Origin of the sequence: Microbacterium profundi, assembly GCF_000763375.1 — a bacterium.
GTDB classification, from domain to species: Bacteria; Actinomycetota; Actinomycetes; order Actinomycetales; family Microbacteriaceae; genus Microbacterium; species Microbacterium profundi.
This window is the reverse complement of sequence record NZ_JPSY01000001.1, coordinates 1,066,696-1,092,097: the sequence shown is the minus strand read 5'-3', so window position 1 is coordinate 1,092,097 and position 25,402 is coordinate 1,066,696. Positions and strand designations below refer to the sequence as shown.

General features: G+C 67.4%; 22 protein-coding genes. 15 read left to right on the top strand and 7 right to left on the bottom strand.

Features of this window, described 5'->3' with window-relative positions; translation table 11 throughout:
• Positions 1-49: 49 nt before the first annotated feature.
• Genes purM through JF52_RS0105095 form a run of 3 tightly spaced genes read left to right on the top strand, consistent with a single transcriptional unit; the run spans position 50 to position 3,945 of the window.
• The gene (gene purM / locus JF52_RS0105105) at positions 50-1,168 is read left to right on the top strand and encodes a phosphoribosylformylglycinamidine cyclo-ligase (RefSeq protein ID WP_033105292.1); all 1,119 of its coding nucleotides are present in this window, start codon (positions 50-52) and stop codon (positions 1,166-1,168) included.
• A 6-nt stretch (positions 1,169-1,174) separates the two neighbouring features.
• Positions 1,175-2,632: an amidophosphoribosyltransferase gene (gene purF, locus JF52_RS0105100; RefSeq protein WP_033105291.1), complete on the top strand. Its 1,458-nt coding sequence runs from the start codon at positions 1,175-1,177 to the stop codon at positions 2,630-2,632.
• Complete coding sequence (locus JF52_RS0105095; RefSeq protein ID WP_033105290.1) at positions 2,629-3,945, top strand: MFS transporter; 1,317 nt, start codon at positions 2,629-2,631, stop codon at positions 3,943-3,945. The genes purF and JF52_RS0105095 overlap by 4 nt, the downstream gene beginning before the upstream one ends.
• Positions 3,946-4,023: 78 nt before the next feature.
• Here the strand turns inward: JF52_RS0105095 and JF52_RS0105090 are convergent, their stop codons facing one another.
• Positions 4,024-4,209 (bottom strand): DUF3073 family protein, encoded by a 186-nt coding sequence (locus JF52_RS0105090; RefSeq protein WP_033105289.1) that lies wholly within the window; start codon positions 4,207-4,209, stop codon positions 4,024-4,026.
• Between the two features lie 149 nt (positions 4,210-4,358).
• On the opposite strand from JF52_RS0105090, the gene JF52_RS0105085 reads away from it, so the two are divergent.
• A complete protein-coding gene (locus tag JF52_RS0105085) occupies positions 4,359-4,901 on the top strand; it encodes a universal stress protein (RefSeq protein ID WP_033105288.1) in 543 nt (180 codons plus the stop codon).
• Positions 4,902-4,903: 2 nt separating this feature from the next.
• Here JF52_RS0105085 and JF52_RS0105080 read toward each other — a convergent pair whose 3' ends face one another.
• Both JF52_RS0105080 and JF52_RS0105075 read right to left on the bottom strand, forming a co-directional pair.
• Positions 4,904-5,542 (bottom strand): PadR family transcriptional regulator, encoded by a 639-nt coding sequence (locus JF52_RS0105080; protein WP_033105287.1) that lies wholly within the window; start codon positions 5,540-5,542, stop codon positions 4,904-4,906.
• On the bottom strand, positions 5,539-6,378 hold the full coding sequence (locus JF52_RS0105075) for a DUF4097 family beta strand repeat-containing protein (protein ID WP_033105286.1): 840 nt from the start codon (positions 6,376-6,378) through the stop codon (positions 5,539-5,541). The genes JF52_RS0105080 and JF52_RS0105075 overlap by 4 nt, the downstream gene beginning before the upstream one ends.
• 145 nt (positions 6,379-6,523) lie before the next feature.
• Here JF52_RS0105075 and JF52_RS0105070 point away from each other — a divergent pair, with 145 nt between their 5' ends.
• The 3 genes from JF52_RS0105070 to JF52_RS0105060 are packed head-to-tail and all read left to right on the top strand — an operon-like array spanning position 6,524 to position 8,559.
• Positions 6,524-7,336 carry a MerR family transcriptional regulator gene (locus tag JF52_RS0105070; protein WP_033105285.1) on the top strand — a complete coding sequence of 271 codons (813 nt, stop codon included), beginning with the start codon at positions 6,524-6,526 and terminating at the stop codon, positions 7,334-7,336.
• A 31-nt stretch (positions 7,337-7,367) separates the two neighbouring features.
• Positions 7,368-7,742, top strand: coding sequence for a hypothetical protein (locus JF52_RS0105065; protein WP_052166762.1), 375 nt, complete (start codon positions 7,368-7,370; stop codon positions 7,740-7,742).
• A gap of 4 nt (positions 7,743-7,746) precedes the next feature.
• Complete coding sequence (locus JF52_RS0105060) at positions 7,747-8,559, top strand: nitroreductase family protein (RefSeq protein ID WP_033105284.1); 813 nt, start codon at positions 7,747-7,749, stop codon at positions 8,557-8,559.
• Between the two features lie 22 nt (positions 8,560-8,581).
• Here JF52_RS0105060 and JF52_RS0105055 read toward each other — a convergent pair whose 3' ends face one another.
• On the bottom strand, positions 8,582-10,108 hold the full coding sequence (locus JF52_RS0105055; protein ID WP_033105283.1) for an FAD-dependent oxidoreductase: 1,527 nt from the start codon (positions 10,106-10,108) through the stop codon (positions 8,582-8,584).
• 92 nt (positions 10,109-10,200) lie between these two features.
• Between JF52_RS0105055 and JF52_RS0105050 the strand changes: the two genes are divergently transcribed.
• The 5 genes from JF52_RS0105050 (at position 10,201) to JF52_RS0105030 (ending at position 17,098) form a co-directional block, all read left to right on the top strand.
• Entirely contained in the window at positions 10,201-10,569 is a 369-nt protein-coding gene (locus JF52_RS0105050; protein ID WP_033105282.1) for a fluoride efflux transporter FluC, read from the top strand.
• Positions 10,566-10,925, top strand: coding sequence for a fluoride efflux transporter FluC (locus JF52_RS0105045; protein WP_033105281.1), 360 nt, complete (start codon positions 10,566-10,568; stop codon positions 10,923-10,925). Before JF52_RS0105050 ends, JF52_RS0105045 begins: the two co-directional genes overlap by 4 nt.
• Before the next feature lie 106 nt (positions 10,926-11,031).
• Positions 11,032-11,622 (top strand): TetR/AcrR family transcriptional regulator, encoded by a 591-nt coding sequence (locus tag JF52_RS0105040; RefSeq protein WP_033105280.1) that lies wholly within the window; start codon positions 11,032-11,034, stop codon positions 11,620-11,622.
• A 19-nt stretch (positions 11,623-11,641) separates the two neighbouring features.
• The gene (locus tag JF52_RS0105035; RefSeq protein WP_033105279.1) at positions 11,642-14,830 is read left to right on the top strand and encodes an efflux RND transporter permease subunit; all 3,189 of its coding nucleotides are present in this window, start codon (positions 11,642-11,644) and stop codon (positions 14,828-14,830) included.
• A 135-nt stretch (positions 14,831-14,965) separates the two neighbouring features.
• Entirely contained in the window at positions 14,966-17,098 is a 2,133-nt protein-coding gene (locus JF52_RS0105030) for a HelD family protein (protein WP_084595773.1), read from the top strand.
• On the opposite strand, the gene JF52_RS0105025 is transcribed toward JF52_RS0105030, so the two are convergent.
• Positions 17,091-17,987: an aldose 1-epimerase family protein gene (locus JF52_RS0105025; RefSeq protein WP_200880948.1), complete on the bottom strand. Its 897-nt coding sequence runs from the start codon at positions 17,985-17,987 to the stop codon at positions 17,091-17,093. The genes JF52_RS0105030 and JF52_RS0105025 overlap by 8 nt on opposite strands.
• A gap of 238 nt (positions 17,988-18,225) precedes the next feature.
• On the opposite strand from JF52_RS0105025, the gene JF52_RS0105020 reads away from it, so the two are divergent.
• On the top strand, positions 18,226-20,538 hold the full coding sequence (locus JF52_RS0105020) for a DEAD/DEAH box helicase (protein ID WP_033105278.1): 2,313 nt from the start codon (positions 18,226-18,228) through the stop codon (positions 20,536-20,538).
• Between the two features lie 199 nt (positions 20,539-20,737).
• Here the strand turns inward: JF52_RS0105020 and JF52_RS0105015 are convergent, their stop codons facing one another.
• Positions 20,738-21,277 (bottom strand): YaeQ family protein, encoded by a 540-nt coding sequence (locus tag JF52_RS0105015; protein ID WP_033105277.1) that lies wholly within the window; start codon positions 21,275-21,277, stop codon positions 20,738-20,740.
• A gap of 67 nt (positions 21,278-21,344) precedes the next feature.
• Positions 21,345-23,021, bottom strand: a complete 1,677-nt coding sequence (locus JF52_RS16780) for an Rv2578c family radical SAM protein (protein ID WP_084595583.1) — start codon at positions 23,019-23,021, stop codon at positions 21,345-21,347.
• Between the two features lie 84 nt (positions 23,022-23,105).
• Between JF52_RS16780 and JF52_RS0105005 the strand changes: the two genes are divergently transcribed.
• Together JF52_RS0105005 and JF52_RS0105000 are read left to right on the top strand one after the other, a co-directional pair.
• Complete coding sequence (locus JF52_RS0105005) at positions 23,106-24,032, top strand: M15 family metallopeptidase (RefSeq protein WP_033105276.1); 927 nt, start codon at positions 23,106-23,108, stop codon at positions 24,030-24,032.
• Between the two features lie 141 nt (positions 24,033-24,173).
• Positions 24,174-25,337: an acyl-CoA dehydrogenase family protein gene (locus JF52_RS0105000; RefSeq protein WP_033105275.1), complete on the top strand. Its 1,164-nt coding sequence runs from the start codon at positions 24,174-24,176 to the stop codon at positions 25,335-25,337.
• The last annotated feature ends 65 nt before the right edge of the window (positions 25,338-25,402 follow it).

Sequence of the window (25,402 nt, the reverse complement as noted above, 5' to 3'; positions counted from 1 at the left end):
TGGAGGTCGCGCGGAGAATCGCAGGCTCGGTCACCGGTAGTCTTGTGGTGTGGCTGCCTCCCCCACCAATCCCTATTCCGAAGCCGGCGTCGACACTGCTGCAGGTGATCGTGCCGTCGAGCTGATGAAGTCCTCCGTGCGCGCTACGCACGGCCCAGAAGTGCTCGGCGGATTCGGCGGATTCGCCGGACTGTTCGATGCCTCCGCTCTGCTCGGCTACACCAAGCCGCTGCTCGCGACCAGCACCGACGGCGTCGGCACCAAGGTCGCGATCGCGCAGGCGATCGACAAGCACGACACGATCGGGCAGGACCTGGTCGGGATGGTCGTCGACGACATCGTCGTGGTGGGGGCGAAGCCGCTGTTCATGACCGACTACATCGCGTGCGGCAAGGTCGTCCCCGAGCGCATCGCCGACATCGTCCGCGGCATCGCCGACGCGTGCACCGCCACCGGCACGGCGCTGGTCGGCGGCGAGACCGCAGAGCACCCTGGCCTGCTCGGCCCCGGCGACTACGACGTCGCAGGCGCCGCCACCGGGATCGTCGAGGCGGATGCCGTGCTCGGCGCGGACCGCGTTCAGGACGGCGACGTCGTGCTGGCTCTCGCATCGAGCGGTCTGCACTCCAACGGCTACTCGCTCGTGCGGCACATCATCACCGGCGCCGGCATCGGCTACGGCGACGACGCCGCCGACCTCGGCACCACCTGGGGCGAGGCGCTGCTCGAGCCGACCAGGCTGTACACGCTCCCGCTGCTGCGTCTGATCGAGACGCTCTCCGACGGCAGCATCCACTCGCTCAGCCACGTCACCGGCGGCGGCATCGCCGCGAACCTCGCCCGTGTGCTCCCGGTGGGCAGCTGGGCCGAGGTCGACCGTGCGACCTGGTCGCCGAGCCCGATCTTCCGCGTGCTCAGCGACATCTCCGGCACTGGCCTCGAGTCGACCGAGGGCACCTGGAACCTCGGCATCGGCTTCCTCGCGGTGATCGATCAGCGTCAGAAGGATGCCGCGATCACCGCGCTCGCCGCAGAGGGAATCCACGCGTGGCAGGTCGCGACCGTCGGTACGGGGGCACGCCCGGCCGGAGAATTCGAAGAAGGCGCCAAGGGCGTCGACGGTGGTGCGGTGCGTCTCGTCGGCGCATACGCGGATGGAGCAGAGTAATACCCCATGTGCGGAATCGTCGGAGTGGTCGCTGGCGGCCCGGTCAACCAGGACATCTACGATGCGCTCCTCCTGCTGCAGCACCGCGGGCAGGATGCCACCGGCATCTCCACTGCAGAGCCCAACGGCGTCATGCACACGATCAAGGCAGAGGGCATGGTGCGCGAAGCCTTCCGCACCCGCGACATGCGCTCCCTCCTCGGCAACGTGGGCCTCGGTCACGTGCGCTACGCGACCAAGGGCACCGCATCCAGCGAGGAGGAGGCGCAGCCGTTCTACGTGAACGCGCCGTACGGCATCGTCCTCATCCACAACGGCAATCTCACCAACACGCGTGAGCTCACCGCCGACATGGCCAAGCGCGACCGTCGGCACCTGAACTCCTCCAGCGACACCGAGCTGCTGCTGAACGTGCTCGCCGGTGAGCTGCAGGCGACGACGAGCGACGTCGACCTCGAGCCAGAGCGCATCTTCGAAGCCGTCAGCCGCACCCACGAGCGCATCGAGGGCGCGTACGCGGTGATCGCCGTGATCGCGGGCTACGGTCTGCTGGCGTTCCGTGATCCATACGGCATCCGTCCGCTGATCCTCGGGCGCCGTGACGGCGCCGAGCACGACGAGTGGGTCGTCACCAGCGAGTCGCTGGTGCTCGAGAACGGCGACTACGAGGTCGTCCGCGAGGTCGCTCCCGGTGAGGCCGTCTTCATCACCGACCAGGGCGAGCTCTTCAGCAGGCAGTGCGCCGAGAACCCGACGCTCACGCCCTGCGCTTTCGAGTACGTGTACCTCGCCCGCCCCGACTCGACGATGAACGGCATCGCCGTGTACGAGTCGCGTCTGCGGATGGGGGAGCGTCTCGCCGACACGATCGCCAAGCACGTGCCGCGCGAGAAGATCGACGTCGTCATGCCCATCCCCGACTCCGCGCGACCGTCGGCGATGGAGGTCGCCCGCAAGCTCGGCATCGAGTACCGCGAGGGCTTCTACAAGAACCGCTACGTCGGACGCACCTTCATCATGCCGGGCCAGGCGGTGCGCAAGAAGAGCGTGCGCCAGAAGCTCAACGCGATGTCGACCGAGTTCCAGGGCAAGAACGTGCTGCTGATCGACGATTCGATCGTGCGCGGCACGACGAGCAAGCAGATCATCCAGATGGCGCGGGATGCCGGCGCCCTCTCCGTGACGTTCGCCTCGGCCGCACCGCCGGTGCGGTACCCGCACGTCTACGGCATCAACATGCCCTCCAAGCACGAGCTGATCGCCCACGACCGCACGATCCCCGAGATCGCCGCCGAGCTCGGTGCCGACCACCTGGTGTACCAGGAGGTCGAGGACCTGAAGGCCGCGATCATCGAGGGCTCTGACGTCACCGACCTCGACATGAGCTGCTTCGACGGCCGCTACGTCACGGGCACCGTCACCGACGAGTACCTGTCCTGGGTCGAGAGCTCACAGTCGTCGTGACCGCGTCGCGCCCGCTCTGGCACGGTCGGGCGCTCGCAGTGCTCGGTATTGTGCTGTGCGCCTTCTCGCTGCGCTCGGCCGTGGCGTCACTGTCACCGCTGTTCGATCACGTGGCGGCGGACTTTCCGGTCTCGTCGGCCGTGGTCGGGCTCATCGGTACAGCGCCGCCGGTGTGCTTCGCGATCTTCGGGTTGCTGACACCGCTGTTCGAGCGCCGGCTGGGGCTCGAACGGGTGACGGTGATCGCTCTGATCGCGATCGCCGCCGGCCTCGTGCTGCGCGGATTCTCGGTCGACGCGATCACGCTGCTGCTCTCGACCGCGCTGATCTTCGCCGGAGTCGGGATGGGGAACATCCTCCTGCCGCCGCTGGTGAAGAAGTATTTCCCCGACCGGCTCGGCATGATGATGACGCTGTACACGACGGCGATGGCGCTGTCGACGTTCGTCCCGCCGTTGGTCGCCGTGCCGGTGGCGGATGCCGCAGGATGGCGTTTCTCGCTGGCGATGTGGGGCGTGTTCGCGCTCGCCGGCAGCATCCCGTGGATGCTCATGCTGCTGCGCGGGCGCACCGAGGGCGTGCCGGTTGCGGCCACTCGCGAAGATCGTCCGATGCGCGAGACGTCGACATCGGATGCCGAGGCACCTGAGCCTGCGACCCTCGTCACCGGCCCGATCGCCGTCGCTCCGGCGAACTCGCGAGTGTTCGCACGGCTCGCCCGTCTGCCTCTGGCCTGGGCGATCGCGGTCGTCTTCGGCACCTCGTCGACGATGGCCTACGTCTCCTTCGCGTGGCTGCCGACCATTCTCATCGACCGGACGGGGGTGACGGCATCCGCCGCCGGGCTGCTGCTCTCACTGTTCGCGTTCATGGGCCTGCCCGCGTCGCTCGTCGTGCCGGTGCTGGTCGTCCGATTCCAGGCGACCAGGCCCCTTTTCCTCGTCGCCGTCGTCTGCGGGATCCTGGGCCTTGCCGGGCTCATCATGCTGCCGTCGATCGCCCTCGTGGGGCTGTGGGTGGCGCTGTTCGGCGTCGTCGGGGTGCTCTTCCCGCTGGCGCTGGTGCTGATCAGCGTACGCGCGCGCACACCCGAGACGGCGGTCGCCCTGAGCAGCTTCGTGCAGAGCGCCGGTTACATCGGTGCGGCTGCGTTCCCGCTCCTGCTCGGCATCGTGCACGATCAGACGGGCGACTGGCTGGTGCCATTGCTGATCATCGGCGCCGTACTCGTCGTCGCCATCCCGTTCGGGTTGATCGCCGGTCGGCGGCAGACGATCGAGGACGCCTGGGAGCGTCGGCACGGGCGCTGGTGAGGAGCGCTGTCTCATCGGGCCCGGTTCCGGGCACGACAAAACCCCCGCACGGCGTACGGGGGTTGTCAGATCAGGCGGTCAGGCCTTCTCTAGTTCGTCTTCGTCTTCGTCGGCGTAATCATCAGCCCACTTGTCGACGTAAGCGTCTTCATCCGTCGGATGAGCAAGCTCGCGCTCAAGCGCTGAAGTGTTCAAAGACGGACTGTACGCCTTGAGTTCGCGGGCGATCTTGGTGTGTTTCGCCTTTTGACGGCCACGGCCCATGCGCGAGACCCCCTTACGAGTTAGGACGCGGGCAATCAGGTGCCCGACGCGTTTCACGACACCGGCGTGCGGCCGGTAAGAGTAGCATTCAGAATAGCACGAGGGCCAGGTGCGCTGGCCTTCGCCGGCACGTGAAGGGAACGATTCACATGACAGATGCAGCCTCCTCCCCGTCCGACGAAACGGCCCAGAACGCCGCGCTGCAGAAGGCCGTGATCGTCGGCATGCAGCCGGGGCAGGCCGTGCACGTGCTGCAGGAGGCCGCGCGTTACGCGAGCCTCCTCAGCGCACCGCTCGTCGTCGCCCACGTGGACGTCACTCGGTTCGTCACATACGAGGATCCGGACGGTTACGTGCATTCCGCGCCGATCGACCTGAACATCGAGGCCGGCGCCGCCGAATTCGAAGAGGTCCAGGCCGCTGCGGCCGCTGAACTCGACGGCAAGGGCCTCACCTGGGCCGCGCGGCAGCTCGTCGGCGACCCGGCCCTTGCGATCAAGCAGCTCGCGAACAAGATCGACGCGCAGCTCATCGTGGTCGGCACGCGCAAGCGCGGTCTCGGCGAGTCGATCCGCGAGTTCTTCACCGGATCCGTCGCCGCGCGTCTCGCCCACCGTCAGCATCGTTCAGTGCTGGTGGTGCCGCTCGAGGAGTCGGTCCCCGACGATCAGCAGGAGATCTGGACCGAGTAGCGTCACTCAGCTGACGGGGAGTTCAGAGCCTGCGTGACGGCGCGGGCCGCGGCATCCAGCGCGGCATCCAGGTCGGTGACGGTGGATGCCGAGAGCACGCCGCCTCGAGCGACATGCGTGCGCAGATCGGTGCGCACTCGCGCGCGGAACGCGTTGATCGACGCGTCTGCGCGATGCAGCTCCTCACGGCTCGTCACACGATCATCCGGCAGTGAAGACGATGTCGGCCGAGGGCGGCCCTTCGCCGCAGTCCGCTCGTCGTTGGCCGCAGCGGCGAGGTCGGCGCGCAGGCTCTTCATGGCGTCCTGCACGCTCTGACGCACCTCGTTGGCGATCAGGCGCACCGAGTCGGCGAGATCGGACTCGATGCCTGCGAGGTCGCCCTCGCGGCCGGTGAGTTCTGCGCGACCGGCATCCGTGATCGAGTAGATCGTCGTGCGACCGTCGACAGTCTTGGAGACCAGCCCCTCCTCCTCGAGTTTCGCGAGCCGCGGGTAGATGGTGCCGGCGCTGGGCGTGTAGGTGCCGCCTGTGCGATCGGTGAGCGCCTGGATGATGCCGTAGCCGTGCTGCGGCGCCTCGGCGAGCAGCGACAGCAGGTACAGGCGCAGGTCACCGTGAGAGAAGACGGCCGGGGTCATGAGTCCCACTCCTCGTCGTCGGCCGCAGTGATGATGGGCTGACGGAGCACGGTGATGTCGCCCGAGACCGAGTTGGTGCGCACGTCGACGAATGAGCCGGCGAGCTCGCCGGTCGAGCCGGTGTAGTTGGTCGGGCCGGAGTTTCCGCGGTCGACGCCGTCGATCAGCATCCGTCCGCTCATGGAACGAGCCACGTAGTTGGCCGGCAGCGTCTCCTCGAGGCGGATCGTACTGTTGCCGGCGACGGTGTTCAGGTTGATGGTGTTCACAGCACCCGCAGCATCCACCAGGATCGCGCCGGAGACGGTGTCGACCGTCGCCTTGCGCACCGAACCGGTGATCGCGACGTCGCCCGAGACGCTGTTCGCGTTCGCGGAGCCGGTCAGCCCACGCACCTGCACGTCGCCGGAGACCGAGTTCACGGTCAGGTCGCCCGTGTGGGTGTCGACGATGAGGTCGCCGGAGACGGTGTTCAGCCGCGCGTCGTTGGTGAGGCCCGAGATGAGCGCGCCCGCGCTGACGACACCGAGGTTCAGTGCGATGCTGCGGGGGACGGCGACGCTGACCTCTGCGCGGGGACCGCCCGAGCCGAAGTTGCGGAACACCTCGAGGAAGTTGTCCCAGCCCAGCTGCGGGTGGTCGATCTCGATCTCGTCGCCGTTGGATTCGATGCGGAGATCTTTGGTTGTGACACCGTGCACCTCGATGCGGATGCCTGGTTCGTCGTGGGCGATGACGTCCACCTGTCCGCCGACGAGGCCGACCTTGAGCCGGGTCGCCTGAGCGATGTCGATGACGCGTTCCTCGCCGGGGGCGATGAGCCACTTCTCGGTCATGTTCTCTCCTGAGGTTGGATTAGTCGCGATATATCGCGTGTGAAGAGAATAACACGATATATCGCGAGTTTGTCAAGAGATGTGGTTGACATTGACGTGACGTCAACTTTTACGCTGGTCATATCGACACGAAAGGGAGGATGCCGTGGACACGCAGGACTGGTCGATCCAAGAGATCGCACGCCACGCCGGAACGACGAGCAGAACGCTTCGTCACTATGACGACATCGGTCTGCTGACGCCGTCGCGCATCGCGCACAACGGCTACCGGCACTACGACCAGAGCGCGCTCGTCCGGCTGCAGCGGATTCTGCTGCTGCGCGCCCTCGGACTCGGGCTGCCCCAGATCGCCGAGGCCCTCGAAGCCTCGACGGACCCTTCGACAGGCTCAGGGACCGGGGCGGCGGCGGAGGCATCCGCTCTCGAGACGCACCTCGCGTATCTGCGCGAGGAGCAGAAGAGGCTGGCGCGGCAGATCGCGTCGGTCGAGACCACGATCAGCACATTGAAAGAAGGAGGACCCCTCATGGCCGAGAACATGTTCGACGGCTTCGATCACACCCAGTACAAGGACGAGGTCGAGGACCGTTGGGGAAAGAAGGCGTACGCCGACAGCGACCGCTGGTGGCGAGGACTCTCGAAGTCCGAGCGTGCCGAATGGCAGCAGCTCGTGTCCGATCTCGGACGCGACTGGATCGCCGCCGCGGAGAGCGGGGCCGACCCGGCATCCGACGAAGCACAGCTACTCGCCCAGCGCCACGTCGAATGGCTGACGAGCGTGCCGGGGACTCCGGCATCCGCATCGGGCAGCGACGTCAAGGGCTACGTGACCGGACTCGGTGAGATGTACGTCGCCGATCCGCGGTTCGGAGCCAACTACGCCACCGCCGACGGCGGCACGCGAGGGGCGGAGTTCGTCCGCGACGCGCTGCGCATCTACGCCGAGGCGAATCTGTAGGCCACACGGATGCCGGGCGTAGGGTCTATGCATGCCCGGCCGCTCGACCACCACGAACACGGCGCCGCTGTTCGGGGCAGCGGCACTCGGCTACGCGGCGAACTGCGCACTGGGACTGGCCGTCGCAGTGAGGTTCGTCGACACTCGCAGATTCCGATGGCTGCACCATGCGCTCTACATCACGACGTGCACGGCCGTCGCCGCGGCGCTCAGCACGGCGTGCTGGGGCAGGCCGCGGCGCGCGAGCCGGTATGCCGCGCTGGCGCTCGTACCGTCCATCGTGCCGCTCGCCGCGATCGCATACGTGCCGACGCACAGCCGCCGGCATCCGCTCGTCGCGCTCGCGGCAGCCCCTTTCTTCGTCGCGAGCGTCGTGCGCTCGCTCCGAGCCTCCGACCGGAAGTGATCGCATGGAACTGCTCGACGCCATCCGCCGCCGCAAGACCACGAACGGGCCGTTCCTGCCCGATCCCGTCTCAGAGGAGCATCAGCGGATCCTGTTGGAGGCCGCGGGGCGTGCGCCGTCGCAGTTGAACAGCCAGCCCTGGCGGTTCGTCGTGATCGAGAGCCGCGAGACGATCGATGAGATCGCGCGCATCTCGGGGGAGAGCATGACCGAGGCGATGTCGAACGGCACGTTCTTCGAGCGGTACAAGCCGTACTTCCGCTTCAGCAAGGCCGAGATGGAGCAGAAGCGCAGCGGGATGCTGTTCGACAAGCTGCCGGCGCCGCTGCGCCCCTTCACCGGTCAGGTCTTCACGAAGCGGGGGCAGACCCTCATGAACACCTTCGGCGTGCCCAAGACACTGGGCGCGGAGAACCGGAAGCTCGTCGCGGGTTCCCCGCTGCTGCTGGGCGTGATGCTGGACCGCAGCGAGTACCGCCCTGGACAGCTGTCGTCGTTCTACTCGGTGTTCAGCATGGGCGCGGCGATGGAGAACGTCTGGCTCACCACGGTCGAACTCGGCATGGGTATCCAGTTCATCTCGTTCCCGATGGAGGTGCCGGGTCGGTGGGACGAGATCGTCCGCCTCCTGCACGTGCCGGATGACCTGGAGCTGATGGCCGTGTACCGCCTGGGCTACCTGCCGCCCGAGCAGCGTCGCCCGGCCATCGACTGGTCGAGCAGCGAGCGCAAGCACCCCTCGCAGTACGTCTATCGCGAGAACTGCGAGACGCCGCAGGAGGGGTGGGACGGCGTACGGCTCCGGCACGAGAGCTGATCCGCGCCGCTACCGGAACCCGTCAGCTGCCCTCACGAGGCAGCAGTTTCAGATCCTTCAGCGCTGGACCCTCGATACGGGTGCCGTCCGGTGCGAAGCGCGAGGCGTGCAGCGGGCAGTCCCACGTGCACTCGGCGTCGTTCCAGTCGAGCACGCCGCCGAGATGCGTGCACACCGCCGAGACGGCGCGCGTGACACTCCCCACCGTCGACACCGCCACCGGAAGTCCCGCGCGGTTGGCCACGACACCACTGCCCTCTGCCGGCCGAGGAACCGGCACAGAGCGCGATTCTGCGCGAGACCATCCCGATGCGGCCGCAGCTGCGACCCGGCCGCCCTCGGCCGTTCCGCGCGCGATGTCGGCGGGCATGGTCAGCCGCGTGCCGATCGCGGTCATCCAACGCGGTCGGTCGTGCCGGTCGGTGCCGAGGATCTCCGCGGTGAGACGCAGTGCGGCGGCCGGCGCATTCGACAGTCCCCACTTGGCGTAGCCCGTGGCGAACCGGATGCGGCCGAGACCCCGCGGCATCGCGCCGACGAACGGGATGAGGTTGTGCGACTCGTAATCCTGTGCCGACCACCGGCGGATCTCCTCGGCATCGGGGAAGTACTCGCGGGTCCATGCCACAAGATCCTCGATCGCCGCTGTCTCACCATCCGAGCGTCCGACCGGATGCCCGTTCCCGCCGACGATGAGCTGTGCCGCGGCCGCAGGGCCGTCGGCGTTCGAGATCGGACGGAGCGACCGATTCGGGCCGTCCACGGAGATGAATGTTCCCTCGAGCACGTCCCCTGGCACGCGGAATGCGACGCAGTACGACCTGAGGCCGCGGGTCTTCGCGAAGTAGAGGCCGCGGTCGATGATCGGCGTGCCCGTCGCGAGGAGGATGTGGCGCGCGAACAGCGGCCCGACGGGGGTCTCGACCCGTGGCTCTGGGAGGGCGTGGGCGCCGGTGGCGCGGATGCCGGTGTGCAGTGCCCCACCTGAGGCCAGCAGTTCCCGGGCGAGAGCCTGAGCCACGAGCATCGGGTCGATCATCACCTGATCTTCGAGTGCGACGGCGCCGACGATCGGAAACGGGGCCTCCGGCAGCTCGGCGGGCGGGAGGATCCGCGTCGCCAATCCCGCTTCCCGCGCAGCGAAGTGCTGGGCCCTGACGGCGTCGAGGCCGCCGGGGGCCTGCGCGTACGTGTGATCCGTGCACCGGGTGTACCCGACCCCGGCGTCGTCGGCGAACTCGGTCAGCCACTGCATGCCGGCGCGGTTGGCATCCACGTATGCCCTCACGAGCCCGATCGGATGGTGGCGGCGGATGCCCGCGAGCGTCTGCCCCTGGAGCAGGGTGAGTTTTCCGGTGTTCGCGCCCGTCGTGAGTTCGCCGACTTCGCCCGCATCGATCACGGCGACGTCGAGACCCTTGCGGGCGAGCATGACGGCGGTCGACAGTCCGGTGAGCCCTGCGCCGACGACGACCACGTCATGTCGCGCACCGGGCTCGAACGGCGATCCGAGCGAGGCGGTGGGTTCGATCTTCCACAGCGGCTTCATGTCGCTCAGTCAACGCCGCTCGGGAGACACCCGGAACAGCCTTGACAATCCCATCGTCCGCGGACATGCGATGTCGGGGCTAGAGTGGCCGCGTGACTCTCCGTCGGCTGCTTCTCGTCGTGCTCGGCGGAACGATCGGCACCGCGGTGCGGCTCGGGATGGCGCTGTCGATCCCGGATGCCGGGGGCTTGCCTGTCGCGACCCTCGCGGTGAACCTCATCGGTGCGCTGTTGATCGGCATCCTCGCCGTTCGTCTTCCCGGCGACTCGGACATGCGTACGTTCCTCGGCGCCGGCATCCTCGGCGGCTTCACCACTTACAGCGCCTTCGCGGTCGGCACGGTGCAGCTGTGGGCTCAGTCGCCGTTGCTCGCAGGGCTGTACGCGATCCTCACCCTGACGCTCGGCGTCGCAGTCGCTGTTCTCGGGATGCGTATCGCCAAGTCGAGGGACGCCCGATGACTCCGCTCATCTTCCTGTTCGCGTCCGTGGCCGGCGGTGTCGGCGCGGTGCTGCGGTACGCCGCTGACGTCGGGGTCAGCCGCTTCGCCGGTCGCCGCTTCCCCTGGGGCATCGTCATCGTGAACATCACCGGGTCGTTCGTGCTCGGCGTCGTCACCGCGGCGCTGCCGGATGCCGCGTTCGTGATAGGCGCGGGACTGCTCGGCGGCTACACCACCTTCAGCACGGCGATGCTCGACACGATCGCCCTATGGAAGGACGGCGAGCGACCCGCGTCCGTGCTGCACCTCATCGGCACGTTCGCGGCATCCGTGATCGCGGCACTCGTGGGCCTCGCCATCGGCGCGGCGCTCTGAGCTCGGACGGCGTCGGTCGCCCGACGACGTCCTGAGCCGCGCTCAGCATCCTCACAAATGCGAGAATGTACAAAAGTACATGTACAGCAGTCCAGAGGGGAGAGCCATGGCTGAAGCAGTCCGCCGCCGGCGCGACCCCGAGACGCGACGACTCGCCATCATCACCGCTGCGGCCGAGCTCATCACCGAGGTCGGCGTCGACGCGATCACCCACCGCATGGTCGCCGCCCGCGCCGATGTTCCGCTCGGTGCGACGACCCAGTACTTCGCGACTCTCGACGACCTCCGAGACGCCGCGCTCCAGCTGCTCGCCACTCACGTGGCCGAGCGGATGACGGAGATCCGTGCGGTCATCACCGAGCGCGGCGCGACCCCCGCCCTGCTGGCTGAACTGATCCACACCGCCCTCGCCGACGCGACGGCAGTCCAGGCCGATCGCGCCGTCGTCACTGCGGCCGTGCACGACCCGAGGCTGCGAGAGCTCGCACAGCAGTGGTCGGACGAACTCGTCGGGATCTTCGCCCCCGTTCACGGAATCGACCGCGCGCAGGCCGCAGCCGTTTTCATCGACGGCGTACTCTGGCACGCACAGATCCACGAGAACCCGCTCGATCAGCGCTTCATCGAGGCGGCGCTCATCAGCATCTTCGGGACCGCCGACGCCGCAGCATCCCCTTCACCGCAGTCCACCGCATAGAGACAACCGAGAGATCACCGTGTCGAAACTCGCCATCCTCAGCCTGCGCAACCGCGCGCTGATCGCTCTCATCACGATCGTGGCCGCCGTGTTCGGCGGCCTCGCGTTGACGAACCTCAAGCAGGAGCTCATCCCCTCGCTCGAGCTGCCGTCGCTCATCGTCATGACGACCTACCCCGGTGCATCACCCGAGGTCGTCGAGAACGATGTCTCCACGCCGATCGAGACGGCGATCCAGGGCGTTCCCGGCTTGGAGTCCACGAGTGCGACGAGCGCGACGAACTCGTCGATCATCCAGGCCACCCTCACCTACGGCGAGAACCTCGCCACCGCCGAGCAGAAGATGCAGCAGGCGATCAACCGCATCTCCTCGCAGCTGCCTGAAGAGGTCGAGCCGCAGGTGCTGTCGGTCTCGATCGACGACTTCCCGGTGATCCAGGTCGCAGTGACCGGATTCGATGACGCCGAGACGGCTCAGGCCGACCTGGAGAATGTCGCGATCCCCGACCTCGAAGACGTCGACGGTGTCAATGCCGCACAGATCGTCGGCGGCATCGGGCAGCGCATCACGATCACGCCGGACAACGCCAAGCTCGCGGCGGCCGGCGTGAGCAGCCAGGCGATCCGCGATGCACTGCAGCAGAACGGCACGCTCTTCCCCGGTGGCGACATCACCGAGGCCGGTCAGACGCTGACAGTTCAGACCGGCGCCAAGATCACCTCGGTCGACGACATCGCCGCGTTGCCGTTGGTGGGCACGGATGCCACGATCGCCGACATCTCGACCGTGGCGTTGGAGTCCGACCCGGTGTCGTCGCTGTCACGCGTGAACGGCGAGGACGCGCTCTCGATCTCGATCACCAAGCTTCCCTCGGCGAACACGGTCGAGGTGTCCGACGGCGTGATCGCCGAGCTCGACGAGCTGCAGAAGACCTTCCCCGACGCGAAGTTCACCGTCGTCTTCGACCAGGCGCCGTTCATCGTGCAGTCGATCGAGACACTCGCCACCGAGGGCCTGCTCGGGCTCGTCTTCGCCGTGATCGTCATCCTCGTCTTCCTGCTGTCGATCCGTTCGACGCTGGTCACGGCGATCTCGATCCCGACCAGTGTGCTGATCACCTTCATCGGGCTGCAGGCGTTCGGATACTCGCTGAACATCCTCACCCTCGGCGCCCTCACCATCGCGATCGGTCGTGTCGTCGACGACTCCATCGTCGTGATCGAGAACATCAAGCGGCACTACGTGGGCGATGCCGACAAGGGCGATGCGATCCGCCTCGCGGTGCGTGAGGTGGCCTCTGCCATCACGGCATCCACCATCACCACCGTCGCGGTCTTCCTGCCGATCGTCTTCGTCGGCGACATGGTCGGCGAGCTGTTCCGTCCGTTCGCGATGACGGTGACGATCGCGATGGTCGCATCGCTGCTCGTGGCGCTGACGATCGTCCCGGTGCTGGCGTACTGGTTCCTGCGTCCAGGCAAGGAACTGCGCGACGAGAACGGGAACGTGATCGACCCGGAGCATCAGGATGCTCCGCCGACGCCGTTGCAGAAGCTGTACCGTCCGATCCTCGGCTGGACCCTGAAGCACTCGGCCGTCACGGTGATCCTCGCCGTCGTGGTGCTCGGTGGCACGCTCGCCGCCGCGCCGCTGATGAAGATCAACTTCCTCAGCGACACAGGCCAGAACACCATGACCGTCACGCAGGACCTCGGTCCGACGGCGAGCCTCGAGACGAAGGATGCGGCGGCAGCCGTCGTCGAGGATGCGCTGGACGGCGTCGAGGGCATCGAGAACGTGCAGGTGTCGATCGGTTCGAGCGGCTCGTCACTCATGGACGCCTTCTCCGGTGGAGCCGGGGTGACCTATTCGATCATGACGTCGGCGGATGTCGATCAGGAGCAGCTTCGCGCCGATGTGCTCGATGCTGTCGACGGACTGGAAGACGTCGGCGACATCAGCGTGAACGCCGCCGCAGGGTTCGGATCGAGCGACATCGAGGTGAACGTCACGGCGCCGAGCGCCGAGGCTCTGGCCGAGGCGACCTCAGCAGTCACCGAAGAACTTGACGGACGCGACGGCATCGGCGCGGTCACCGACAACCTCGCCGCATCGCTGCCCTACATCGCTGTGGTCGTCGATCGACAGGCGGCGTCCGACAACGGGCTCTCGGAGGTCGCAGTGGGAACGCTGGTCTCGGGCACGATGCGCCCGCAGCAGGTCGGATCCGTCGAGCTGGATGACACCGCCCTCACGGTGTACATCGCCGCTACCGAGCCGCCGGCGACGATCGATGCGCTGCGTTCGCTGGCCATCCCCAGCCCGCGCGGGATCATCACGCTGCAGGACATCGCGCTCGTCGAGCAGCGCGAGGGACCGACCTCGATCACCACCGAGCAGGGCCGCCGAACCGCGACGATCACGGTGCCGCCGGCGTCGGACAACCTCGCGACCGCGACCGCATCGGTCACGGCCGCGCTCGAGGCGGTCGACCTGCCGGACGGCGCCTCGGCCGAAGTCGGCGGCGTCGCGTCGCAGCAGGCTGATTCGTTCTCGCAGCTGGGGCTCGCGATGCTCGCCGCGATCCTGATCGTCTACGTCGTGATGGTCGCGACCTTCAAGTCGCTGCGCCAGCCGCTGCTGCTGCTGGTCTCTGTGCCGTTCGCGGCGACCGGTGCGATCCTGCTGCAGATCATCACGGGCGTGCCGCTGGGCGTCGCATCCTTGATCGGCGTGCTGATGCTGATCGGCATCGTGGTGACGAACGCCATTGTGCTCGTCGACCTGGTGAACCAGTACCGGGAGAAGGGTCTGTCGACGCGTGACGCGGTGATGGCCGGAGGCGAGAAGCGTCTGCGCCCGATCCTCATGACGGCGCTCGCGACCATCTTCGCCCTCACTCCGATGGCACTGGGGATCACCGGGCAGGGCGGGTTCATCTCGCAGCCGCTCGCGATCGTCGTGATCGGCGGCCTGGTCTCCTCGACCGTGCTGACGCTGATCGTGCTTCCGACGCTCTACAACCTCGTCGAGGGGGCGAAGGAGCGTCGCCGGGCTCGCAAGGCGGGGCCGGATGCCGGTGGCACGGCCCCCGATTCGGATGCTGGACCTGACACAGGGGGCGACGCTCCCGCAGGGGATGCGTCCGAAACCGACGCGTCCGAGCATCCGCTCACCCGCCGCGAGCTGCGCGAGCACCAAGGCTGATCCGTGGGGCTGCGAGGCCGCATGGTCTTGCAGTCCCGTTGGAATAGTCCGCGACCGGGTGTTGTTCAGCGACGAGTGCGCTGATCTCAGATCGAGCGCACAGAGCCGTAGACCGCGCACACAGAGAGAGTGTCAGTGCCACTGAACGACTTCACCACCCTGCCCGACCAGGACGAGCTCGCGAACCAGAGAGCAGTAGAGCAGGAACAGGTCAGCCTCGATGAGGCGTTCACGCGCCGTGACGACCTCCTCCGGCAGCTCGATGCCGACCTTGCGGCTCCTGCGGCGGATGCGGTGCAGCAGACGCGGATGCGCATGATGGCCCAGCGTCGCGCAGAACTGTCGCACGCCGAGCAGGGGCTGATCTTCGGGCGGCTCGACGGGCTCGACAATTCCGTGAGGCACCTGGGCCGGGTGGGGATCCCCGCATCGGACACGGAGGATGACGATCCTCTGGTGATCGACTGGCGCGCCCCGGCGGCGCGCGCCTTCTACACGGCGACTGCGGTGGACCCTCAGGGGCAGGCGAAGCGCCGGCACATCCGCACGAGCGATCGCACCGTAGTGGGCGTCGACGATGAGCCGCTCGACGGCTCGGTGGCCAGCGAGCTCGTGGGAGAGGGTGCACTGCTCGCTGCGCTGGGCGAGCGCCGGACCGGACGCATGAGCACGGCGGCGGCGACGCTGCAGCGTGAGCAGGACGATGTGATCCGCGCTGACGCCCACGGGCCGCTCGTCGTGCAGGGCGGACCGGGCACCGGCAAGACCGTGGTGGCGCTGCACCGGGTCGCATACCTTCTCTTCACGCACTCTCGCCTCGCTGCGCAGGGGGTACTGGTACTCGGCCCGTCGATGCGGTTCCTGGACTATATCGCGCAGGTGCTGCCGGGCCTCGGTGAGACGGCTGTCGTCTCCGCGACCTGCGACACGCTGGTGCCGGGCGTCAGCGTGGAGCGTGATGAACCGAGGGTGCTCGCCGAGATCAAGGGCAGGGCGCTCTGGCAGCGGGCGCTGTCGGAGTATGCGGCGTCGCTGGTCCCGCAGCCGAGGGAACTCGAGCTGGTGTGGGAGGGCGAGAAGTACACGCTCGACGGGCGGAGGATCGCGAGCGTACTCGCCTCTGCGACTTCCGGACGCTCGTACCACGCGGCGCGGGCCGTCTTCTTCGAGCAGGTGCACAGCCTGCTCACCGACGCCGTCGTCGAGCGCAGCGAAGAGACGCTCGCGCGGATGGAGGAGGGCCTGGAGGACATCCTCGTCGACGTCGACGCAGGGCTGGAGCGCTCCGATGACCGTGCTGCGGCGACCGGCGCGACGGGCGCCGAAGTCGATGGACTGCTCTCTGAGGACGACATCGAGCGGTTGCGCGATCGGATCGCGATCGACCGCGACCTGGCTGACCTGCTCGCCCAGTGGTGGCCGCCTCTGGATGCGACGGCAGAGCTGCGCCGGCTGCTCGCCGACGACGCGTTGCTGCGGCGGTGGGCGCCGGAGCTCACTGACTCGGAGCGCGACTCGGTCCGCCGCGAGCCGACCGGGTGGGCCGGCAGCGACATCCCGCTCATCGACGCGCTCGCCGATCTGCTGGGTGACCAGGGATCCGGACGGGCGCAGGGTGAGTTCCTCGCCGATCGTGCTGCTTCGCAGCGCGACTGGGTCTACGGGCACGTCGTCATCGACGAAGCGCAGGAGCTGTCCGAGATGCAGTGGCAGATGGTGATGCGGCGCTGTCCTTCGCGTTCGATCACGGCCGTCGGCGACATCGATCAGGCAGAGGCGCCGCACCGGCACACGACCTGGGCGCAGGCGGTCGACGCGGCATTCGGCAAGAAGTGGACTGAGGCCGGCCTGACGATCTGCTATCGCACTCCGCTCGAGGTCATGGCGCTCACCGCTCCCGTGCTGCGCAATGCCGGAAGTGAGAACGAACCGCCTCGGGCCGTGCGGGCGTCCGGCATCGAACCGTGGGAACGCGATGTCGACGAGAGCGATCTTGCCGCTGAGGCTGCGCTGCTCTTCGAGGAGTTGTCAGCGCGTTGGAGCGGCGGAACGGTCGGAGTCGTGGCGCCTCTCGACCGCCTCGCCGCGCTGCGCGCGGCTCTTCCGGACGCGACGGTGCTCTCTGCGACCGACGCGAAGGGGCTGGAATGGGACGCCACTCTGCTCGTGGATGCCGTCGGCATCGCCGCAGAGCCGCGTGGCTGGAACGGACTCTACGTCGCGCTGACGCGCTGCACCCAGGAGCTGGGACGGCTGCGCGTCAGCTGAGCTCGACGCCCCAGGTGAGCCTCCACGTCTCGTCCGGGGCGAGGCGACGGATGCCGAGACCGCTGTTCAACGCGTCGGCCGGGGCCGTCATCGGCTCGATGGCGACCGCGAGATCATGGCCGGGGTAATTCGTGGTCGTGTACACCTGCACGTAGTCGAAGCCTTCGCCCTGGCGCAGGGTGACGCGGCGGCCGTCTGGTGCGGTGAGGCAGTGGCGTACGAACCCGTCTGCATCCCGCGTGAGGTCGGTGAAGCCGGTGTCGAGCGCGATGTCGCCGAGGCGCACTCCTTCGCGCAGTGCGGCCGGTGCGGGGGAGGTGCCGGTGGGCAGCATCCGCTCGTCGGCGTCGAACTGGGTCGCGGCGGGCACGGTGAGCACGAGGTCGTGCGGATCGGCATCGCCGATCGTGACGAACGGGTGGGTGCCGAGTGCGGCGGGTGCCGCAGCATCCGATCGGTTCGTCAGCGTGTGCGTGACCTCGATGCCGGCGTCGGTGAGCGCATACGTGACCGTCGTCGCGATCTCGTAGGGGAAGCCGGTCTGCGGGTGGATCGTCGCGCGCAGGGTGGCGGCGGCATCCGTCTGCTCGATCTCGTAGGCGGTGAAGCGCAGCAGTCCGTGGCTGGCGTTGTGCAGCTTCGGCTCGCTGATCGAGAGCTGCTGCGTGGTGCCGCCGTCGTCCCAGACGCCGTCGCGCACCCGGTTCGGCCAAGGCGCCAGCACCACACCGGAGCACGACGGCGTCGGGATGTTCTCGGGGTACCGGCTGACGAGATCGACGCCGCCGACGGTGAGCCCGCGGAGGGATGCCCCGACCTGGGCGATCTGCGCCGTGACGGCGCCGCGCTGAAGGTGGATCTGGATGCCGGTGGGGGATTGCGAAGTCACGGCTTCATCGTACGGGGGTGTTCTCAGGCGCATCGGCTAAACTTGTGCGGTCGGCTTCGGGCAGCCGCGCATGGCGCGGGCGTTTATCTGTTGGAAGTGTGAGCCCAGGGGCCGATGGTGAGCGTCGATCGACGCACATTAACCATCACATGAATGGCCCCCGGCCGACGGATGTCCGGGTTTCCCCGCGCGCTAAGCGCGGCGCTGTTTGGTGCAGAAAACCCAGAAGGACACACCCATGCCCAAGAACAAGAAGCCCCAGGGCGGCAGGCCCTCGCGCAACTTCGAGCCGCGCTACGGCGCGAACAAGACCTCGTTCCACGACCGTCACGCCGGTCGCCCAGAGGGTGGACGTTCGGATGCCGGCGCACAGCGCTCTGCGTCGAGCCACCCCACGTCGACCTCTGACCGCGGCGCCGACCGCCGCCCGGGCAGCAAGAGCGCGACCCACCGCGGATACCGTCCGGCCGAGGCCGACAGCGGCGCTCCGAAGCGTCGCTGGAGCGACCAGGAGCGTGCCGGCCGTGATGAGGCACGCGGCATCCGCGGCCGCGCCGAGTCGGGTCGCCGCGAGACGCCGCACCACCAGGGCGAGCGTCCGCGCACCGATGGGCGTCGCTTCAACGACGACCGTCCCCGGTACAACAGCGACCGTGGCGCTGAGCGTCCGCGGTACGACAACGATCGTGGCGCTGAGCGTCCTCGGTTCAACGATGACCGTCCGCGTCGGGATGACCGCGCGCGTCAGGATGAGCGTCCGCGTCGGGACGCCGGTGCGTCGACTGGTTCTCGCTACCAGGGCGACCGCCCGAGGTTCAACAATGACCGCGGCGGCGAGCGTCCCCGCTACAACAACGATCGTCCCCGCTTCAACAGCGATCGACCCGCCGAGCGTCCGCGCTACAACGACGAGCGTCCGCGTCGCGATGACCGCGAGCGCACGGATGGCCGCCCCCGTTACGAGGACCGCCCTCGCGTGAACAGCGAGCGTCCGCAGCGGGACGCGTCGACGGGCTCGGCGACCGGTTCCCGCCACCAGGGCGACCGCCCCCGCCGTGACGATGCCCGCCGTGACGATGCGCGCCGTGATGACCGTGGTCCCCGTCGTGACGATCGCGGCCCCCGCCGTGACGATCGTGGTCCCCGTCGTGACGATCGCGGCCCCCGTCGTGACGATCGTGGACCCCGCCGTGATGACCGTGGTCCCCGCCGTGACGACCGCCGCAGCGAGCCGCGCGCGAGTCGCGACGACTGGAACGCTTCGACAGGCTCAGCGACCGGCGGATCGAAATTCGAGAAGACCGAGGATGTCGTGCACGAGCGCCTCGAGGCGAAGACGATCGCAGCTCCCGAAGTCGATGGCGTCACGTTCGCCGATCTCGGCATCGGCTCCAACATCGTCGACGTTCTGAAGGAGCTCGGTGCGTCTTCGCCGTTCGCCATCCAGGCGGCGACCATCCCGTCGATTCTCGAGGGTCGCGACGTGCTCGGCCGTGGCCGCACCGGCTCGGGCAAGACCATCGCCTTCGGCGCCCCGCTCGTCGAGCGCGTGCTGAAGTCGCAGGCGGGCAAGCGCCGCGAGTACGGCCGCAAGCCTCGTGCGATCATCCTCGCCCCGACGCGTGAGCTCGCGCTGCAGATCGACCGCACGATCCAGCCGATCGCCCGCAGCGTCGGCCTGTTCACCACGCAGATCTACGGTGGCGTCCCGCAGGGCCGCCAGGTCGGCGCGCTGATGAAGGGCGTCGACATCGTGATCGGCACTCCCGGCCGCATCGAGGATCTGATCAAGCAGCGCAAGCTCGACCTCTCCGACTGCCGCATCGCGGTACTCGACGAGGCCGACCACATGTGCGAGCTCGGATTCGTCGAGCCCGTGCAGCGCATCCTCCGCCACACACAGGAGGGCAGCCAGAAGCTGCTGTTCTCGGCGACGCTCGACCGCGAGGTCGCTGCCCTCGTCGACGAGTTCCTCGTGGATCCTGACGTCTACGAGGTCTCCGGCGAAGACCAGGACTCCGGCACGATCGACCACCGCGTGCTCGTGATCGAGCACCGCGACAAGGCCGAGATCCTCACGTCGATGGTCGACCGCGCAGGCAAGACTCTCGTCTTCGCCCGCACCCGTGCGTACGCGGAGACGCTGGCCGAACAGTTCGACGACGCCGGGATCCCGGCGGCTGCGCTGCACGGTGACCTCAATCAGGCCAAGCGCACCCGCAACCTCGAGCGCATGACCTCTGGTCGCGTGTCGGTTCTGGTCGCCACCGACGTCGCAGCCCGCGGCATCCACGTCGACGACATCGACCTGGTGATCCAGGCGGACGCGCCGGACGAGTACAAGACCTACATGCACCGCTCGGGTCGCACCGGGCGTGCGGGCCGTGCCGGACGCGTCGTCACGCTCATCACGCGTCAGCGTCAGCGTCGCATGACCGAGCTCTTGGGTCGCGCCGAGATCGACGCACCGTTCGAATCCGCTCGGATCGGTGACGACATCATCGAGGAGATCACCGGGCGCATGCCGAGCAACGACGAGATCACCGCGTAACACCGTTCACAACTCCTCAGAATTCTGAGGATCGGGGCCCCGGAAGCTGATTCCGGGGCCCTTCTGCGTTGTTCTTGAGGAGTTGTGAATCGCTGGAAACTGACGCCGTCGAGCGCCGGCAGTGCATCCGTCGAGCGATCGGCTGCGAAAGGCAACGCCCGCCATCGGCAACCTCAATCCCGGTCGGTGAGCGGCCCGTTCAGTCGATGCCGCGTACGTGGATCGCAGAGCTCAGAGTGGTCCCGTTCAGGTCGAGGTACAGCTGCTGCTCAGTGACAGTCAGCGTCACGGTGTTGCGTCGCTCGAGCACCGCGGCCGCGGCATCGACGAAGCCGGGGTCGAAGCTGAACACCTCGATCGCCTCGGCGTTGTGGATGCGCTTGCCCGCCCATGGTGCGATGACCTTGATCGGATCGCGGTGCGTGTAGACGACGATCCGGTCGGCCAGCTTGCTGCCGTAGTGCAGACGTTCGGCGTCAGGGGCTCCGACCTCGATCCACACGGTGACCTTGCCGGTGAGATCGCGCACGAGCACCGCAGGTTCTTCCGTCGACGAGATGCCGGCGCCGAAGACGATGCCCTCGACGTACTCCAGGCAGTAGGCGAGCGTGCGGGTCACCATGTATGCGTCGGTCTCGGACGGATGCCGTGCGACGCGGAGCGTGAGGTCGTCGTAGACGCCGCGGTCCGTATCGGCGAGTTGCACCGTGAACGTGTGGATCATCGCGCCGATTGCCATAGTCACTGAGCCTACGTGCCAGCCGGGGCAGGCCTGACCGCGACGGGGTCGTCAGAACAGTGCGTTGTCAGAACAGAGTTGGCGCAGGCTGAGCGGCGGCGGTCGTGCGCAAGTGCGTCGGCCGAGTGAGCTGCCGAGCAGGGTATGCGTCGTCGTCTGAATGGCGCGCCTCGAGCCCGTGCGCACGGATCAGCGGACGCACCCGCTTCGCCAACCACTGCCGGTACGCCTTCGGAGCATCGGCCGCTGCGCCCGGATACAGCTCGCGGTACGACGACATGAGTTCCGGATGCTCGCGCCCGAGCCATTGCATGAACCAGGGCTTGACCCCGGCGCGCAGATGCAGGGCGCCGTAGATGACGTGGTCGGCGCCGGTCTGCTCGATGCGCTGCAACGCGTGATCGATGGCCGCGACCGAGTCGGTGAGGTGCGGCAGAACGGGCATCAGGAAGACGCCCACGCGGAACCCCGCATCAGTCAGAGCGCGCACGGTGTCGAGCCGCGCTTGTGTCGAAGGCGTTCCCGGCTCGATCGAGTGCTGCAGTGCGTCGTCGTACATTGCGATGGACATCTGGATGTCGATTGGCACGTGCTTCGCAGCATCCCTCAATATCGGGATGTCGCGCCGGATCAACGTTCCCTTGGTGAGGATCGAGAACGGGGTGCCGGATTCCGCGAGGGCGCGGATGATGTCGGGCATCAGTTTGTAACGGCCTTCGGCACGTTGGTACGGATCGGTGTTCGTGCCGAGCGCGACGCTCTCGTGCTGCCAGCTGCCTTTCCGCAGCTCTTTCGCGAGCACTTCGGCGACGTTGGTCTTCACGACGATCTGCGAATCGAAGTCGCCACCACCGTCGAGGTCGAGGTACTCATGCGTTCCGCGAGCGAAGCAATTGTGACTTATTACTCCGTTAGCGATGAAATCGCCAGTTCCTGTCGTGATGTCGACAAGATCTCGCGTCTCACCGAGTGCGTCGACCGCGACGATTCGGAGGTCGGATGCCGACTTCACGGCGCTCCCCTCAATGCCGAGCTTCCTCATAATGGCTGGTTGCGTGAGGTCGAAGAACCTTTGGCGCTGAGGAAGTCCGCCTGTAACGCGGACGCAAGAGACGCCGTTGGGTCGCGGCGGCTCGCTTACATGCGGAATCCGCAGCTCCGTCATCGATGAAGTGATGAGTTGGAGGATCTCAGGACGCGCGACCTGTGCGCCGAATCCCATGAGCCTATTGTTCGCGGTGAGGTGCGGGCGCTGGCCTCGCTCAGCATCCGCAACGTGCTTCCATCCACGATCGGTGAGAAATCGGTGATCCCCGCTCGCAATGATCACGGTCCCGTCTGCCAGGGTGACTCGATAGGCCGGCTTTTGAGTACCCCACTTTGCGAGCACTCGTGTGCGGACATATCGGCGGTAGTTTCCTTGACGCTCCGTGCCGATGATCTCGTCGCCGACCAGGAGATCATCGATCCGACGCTGCCGTCCATCTGCGCACAGCACCAGCGTGTCGGGGGATACGCAGTACACGCATGCATGACTGCATCCGCGGTAGGGATTGATCGTCCAGCTGAACGGCATACGCGAGCCGCTGGGCACGTGATTCAGCGCGGAGCGCGCCAGCACCTCGTGGAACGTCATCCCCGCGAACTCCGGCGTCGTCACGGAGCGGACGATACCCGTGCGGTTCTCCATGCCCGGCAGCGCCGCGTCATCCGCGTCGTCGATCGTCTGTCCCTGCCATCGCATGAACTCATTCGAACAAATGCACGATGTTAAGTCAAGATCGTGTGAGATATATGTTCGATCGGTGGATGCGGGCACAATGGAACCATGAGCGGCGCCCACCACCCACGGCACGCCTCGCGTCCGTCGCGCGTGCTGGTCGTCGCGCTGCCCATCGGCCTGGCCGTGACGGCGCTCGGGATGCTGTGGGCCGTCGTCGATGTGCCGGCCGCGGCGGACGCCGAGCTTCCTCCCACGCCGGCCGTCGCGGCTCAACTGCCTGGTGTGGATGTCGGCGGCGTCATCGCGGCTGACCCGTGTGCGGATGCGGCAGTCGCCGAGGCGCTCGCGGCGGGCGCCGACGAGGCGGCGATCGCGGCGTTCGGCGGAGGTATGGCCTTTCGAGACGCCGTGATCGCGGGAAACGCGCCGTGCATTTCGCTGAGTGATCCAGCCCGCATCTGGGTGGTGGTGAACAAGACCCGCCCGCTGGCGCCTCTGGGTTTCGAGCCGTCAAGCCTCGACGGCGTCGATCTCGCATCCACGACACCATCCGATCGCCTTCGGACGGATGCGCGCGATGCGCTGGGCGCACTCGCGCAGACAGCTGACGCGTCGGGTGCGGGAGTGCTCGGGATCAACAACGGCTATCGCTCGTACAACCTGCAGGTCTCGACCTATTCCGGTTTCGTCGCGGCCGAGGGCGTCGCGGGTGCGGACGAGGGCTCGGCGCGCGCAGGCTTCAGCGAGCATCAGACCGGGCTGGCTGTGGACGTCGTCGCGTGCGGCGATGCCTGCGGTGAGATCGACGCGTTCGGCAGCACCGCGCAGGCCGCCTGGGTGGCCGAGCATGCGTGGGAGTACGGCTACGTCGTCCGCTATGAGAGTGGCGCGAGCGACCGGACCGGCTACATGCCGGAACCGTGGCACCTCCGCTTCGTCGGGCCGCAACTCGCGGTGGCCTACCATGACGGCGGCTTCCACACGCTCGAGGAGTTCTTCGGGCTCGCTGCGGCTCCCGACTACGTGCACTGAGCCGGTTCTGTGGCTTCCCACAAACGCGGTACGCAGTCCCACGCATGGCGGGATGCATTCTCACAACGAGCTGTCACGGCATCCGCTCTCCGCCCTAGAATCGCGGGAGCAACGACGCACTGACACGTTCGGGAGGACGGCATGGAACGCGAAATCTACGAAGAAGACCACGAGGCTTTCCGCGACCTGGTGAAGGACTTCGTCAAGCGCCACGTCAGCAATGAGAGCATCGAGAAGTGGGATGCCGCGGGCGAGATCGACCGCGAGACCATGCTCGCCGCAGGTGAGGCCGGCCTGATCGGGCTTTCGGTCCCCGAGGAGTTCGGCGGCGCCGGCATGCTGCAGGACTACCGCTTCCGTACCATCGTGATGGAAGAGGTCATCGCATCCGGTGCCGGTTCGCTGGCCGGCGCCTTCGGCATCCAGGACGACCTGGCCGTGCCCTACCTCGTGCACATGGGCACGCAGGAGCAGAAGGAGAAGTGGCTCCCACGCATGGCGACCGGCGAGGTGCTCGGCGCTCTCGCCATGACCGACCCCGGCGCAGGCTCCGATCTTCGCGGCATCAAGACCAACGCCAAGAAGGTCGATGGCGGTTACATCCTCAACGGCGCCAAGACCTTCATCTCATCCGGCACGACGGCCGACATCGTCGTGACATTCGTGAAGACGGGCGAGGGCAACCGCCCCGACGCATTCAGCCTTCTGATCGTTGAGAAGGGCATGGAGGGCTTCGACCAGGGCAAGAAGCTCCAGAAGATGGGCTTCCACGGCTGGGACACTGCAGAGCTCAGCTTCACCGACGTGTTCGTCCCCGACGAGAACCTCATCAGCGGCAAGGAGGGGCAGGGCTTCATCCAGCTGATGATGAACCTGCCGCTCGAGCGACTTTCGATCGGTGTCGCCGCCGCTGCGGCTGCCGAGGCTGCGACCGCCTGGACCATCGCCTACACGAAGGACCGCGAGGCGTTCGGCGAGCGCATCGCCGACTTCCAGAACACCCGCTTCCGCCTCGCCGACATGGTCACCACCACCGAGGTGATGTGGGCGTACATCGACCAGGCGCTGCGCGCGTACAAGGACAAGAAGCTCACCGCTGAGGATGCCGCGAAGGTCAAGTTCTGGGCGACCGAGCGCGAGTGGGAGGTGCTCGACACCGGCGTGCAGCTGCACGGCGGCTACGGCTACATCATGGAGTATCCGATCGCCCGCGCCTTCACCGACGCCCGCGTGCACCGCATCTACGGCGGCACCAACGAGATCATGCGCGACCTCGTGGGGCGTCAGATCGTCGGCAAGCGTTGACGCCGGGCTACTCCGGTAACAAACCGCTTGCTACCGGAGTAGTCCGTACTGGTCTCGTTTCGACC

What these genes read in the sequence shown, in the direction of transcription:
- JF52_RS0105060 (WP_033105284.1), top strand. Translation starts at nt 7,747, where the DNA reads ATGGAACTGCTCGACGCCATCCGCCGCCGCAAGACCACGAACGGGCCG.
- JF52_RS0105040 (WP_033105280.1), top strand. Translation starts at nt 11,032, where the DNA reads ATGGCTGAAGCAGTCCGCCGCCGGCGCGACCCCGAGACGCGACGACTC.
- JF52_RS0105015 (WP_033105277.1), bottom strand. Translation starts at nt 21,277, where the DNA reads ATGGCAATCGGCGCGATGATCCACACGTTCACGGTGCAACTCGCCGAT.
- JF52_RS0105065 (WP_052166762.1), top strand. Translation starts at nt 7,368, where the DNA reads ATGCCCGGCCGCTCGACCACCACGAACACGGCGCCGCTGTTCGGGGCA.
- JF52_RS0105020 (WP_033105278.1), top strand. Translation starts at nt 18,226, where the DNA reads ATGCCCAAGAACAAGAAGCCCCAGGGCGGCAGGCCCTCGCGCAACTTC.
- purF (WP_033105291.1), top strand. Translation starts at nt 1,175, where the DNA reads ATGTGCGGAATCGTCGGAGTGGTCGCTGGCGGCCCGGTCAACCAGGAC.
- JF52_RS0105045 (WP_033105281.1), top strand. Translation starts at nt 10,566, where the DNA reads ATGACTCCGCTCATCTTCCTGTTCGCGTCCGTGGCCGGCGGTGTCGGC.
- JF52_RS0105005 (WP_033105276.1), top strand. Translation starts at nt 23,106, where the DNA reads ATGAGCGGCGCCCACCACCCACGGCACGCCTCGCGTCCGTCGCGCGTG.
- JF52_RS16780 (WP_084595583.1), bottom strand. Translation starts at nt 23,021, where the DNA reads ATGCGATGGCAGGGACAGACGATCGACGACGCGGATGACGCGGCGCTG.
- JF52_RS0105085 (WP_033105288.1), top strand. Translation starts at nt 4,359, where the DNA reads ATGACAGATGCAGCCTCCTCCCCGTCCGACGAAACGGCCCAGAACGCC.
- JF52_RS0105000 (WP_033105275.1), top strand. Translation starts at nt 24,174, where the DNA reads ATGGAACGCGAAATCTACGAAGAAGACCACGAGGCTTTCCGCGACCTG.
- JF52_RS0105055 (WP_033105283.1), bottom strand. Translation starts at nt 10,108, where the DNA reads ATGAAGCCGCTGTGGAAGATCGAACCCACCGCCTCGCTCGGATCGCCG.
- JF52_RS0105075 (WP_033105286.1), bottom strand. Translation starts at nt 6,378, where the DNA reads ATGACCGAGAAGTGGCTCATCGCCCCCGGCGAGGAACGCGTCATCGAC.
- JF52_RS0105080 (WP_033105287.1), bottom strand. Translation starts at nt 5,542, where the DNA reads ATGACCCCGGCCGTCTTCTCTCACGGTGACCTGCGCCTGTACCTGCTG.
- JF52_RS0105090 (WP_033105289.1), bottom strand. Translation starts at nt 4,209, where the DNA reads ATGGGCCGTGGCCGTCAAAAGGCGAAACACACCAAGATCGCCCGCGAA.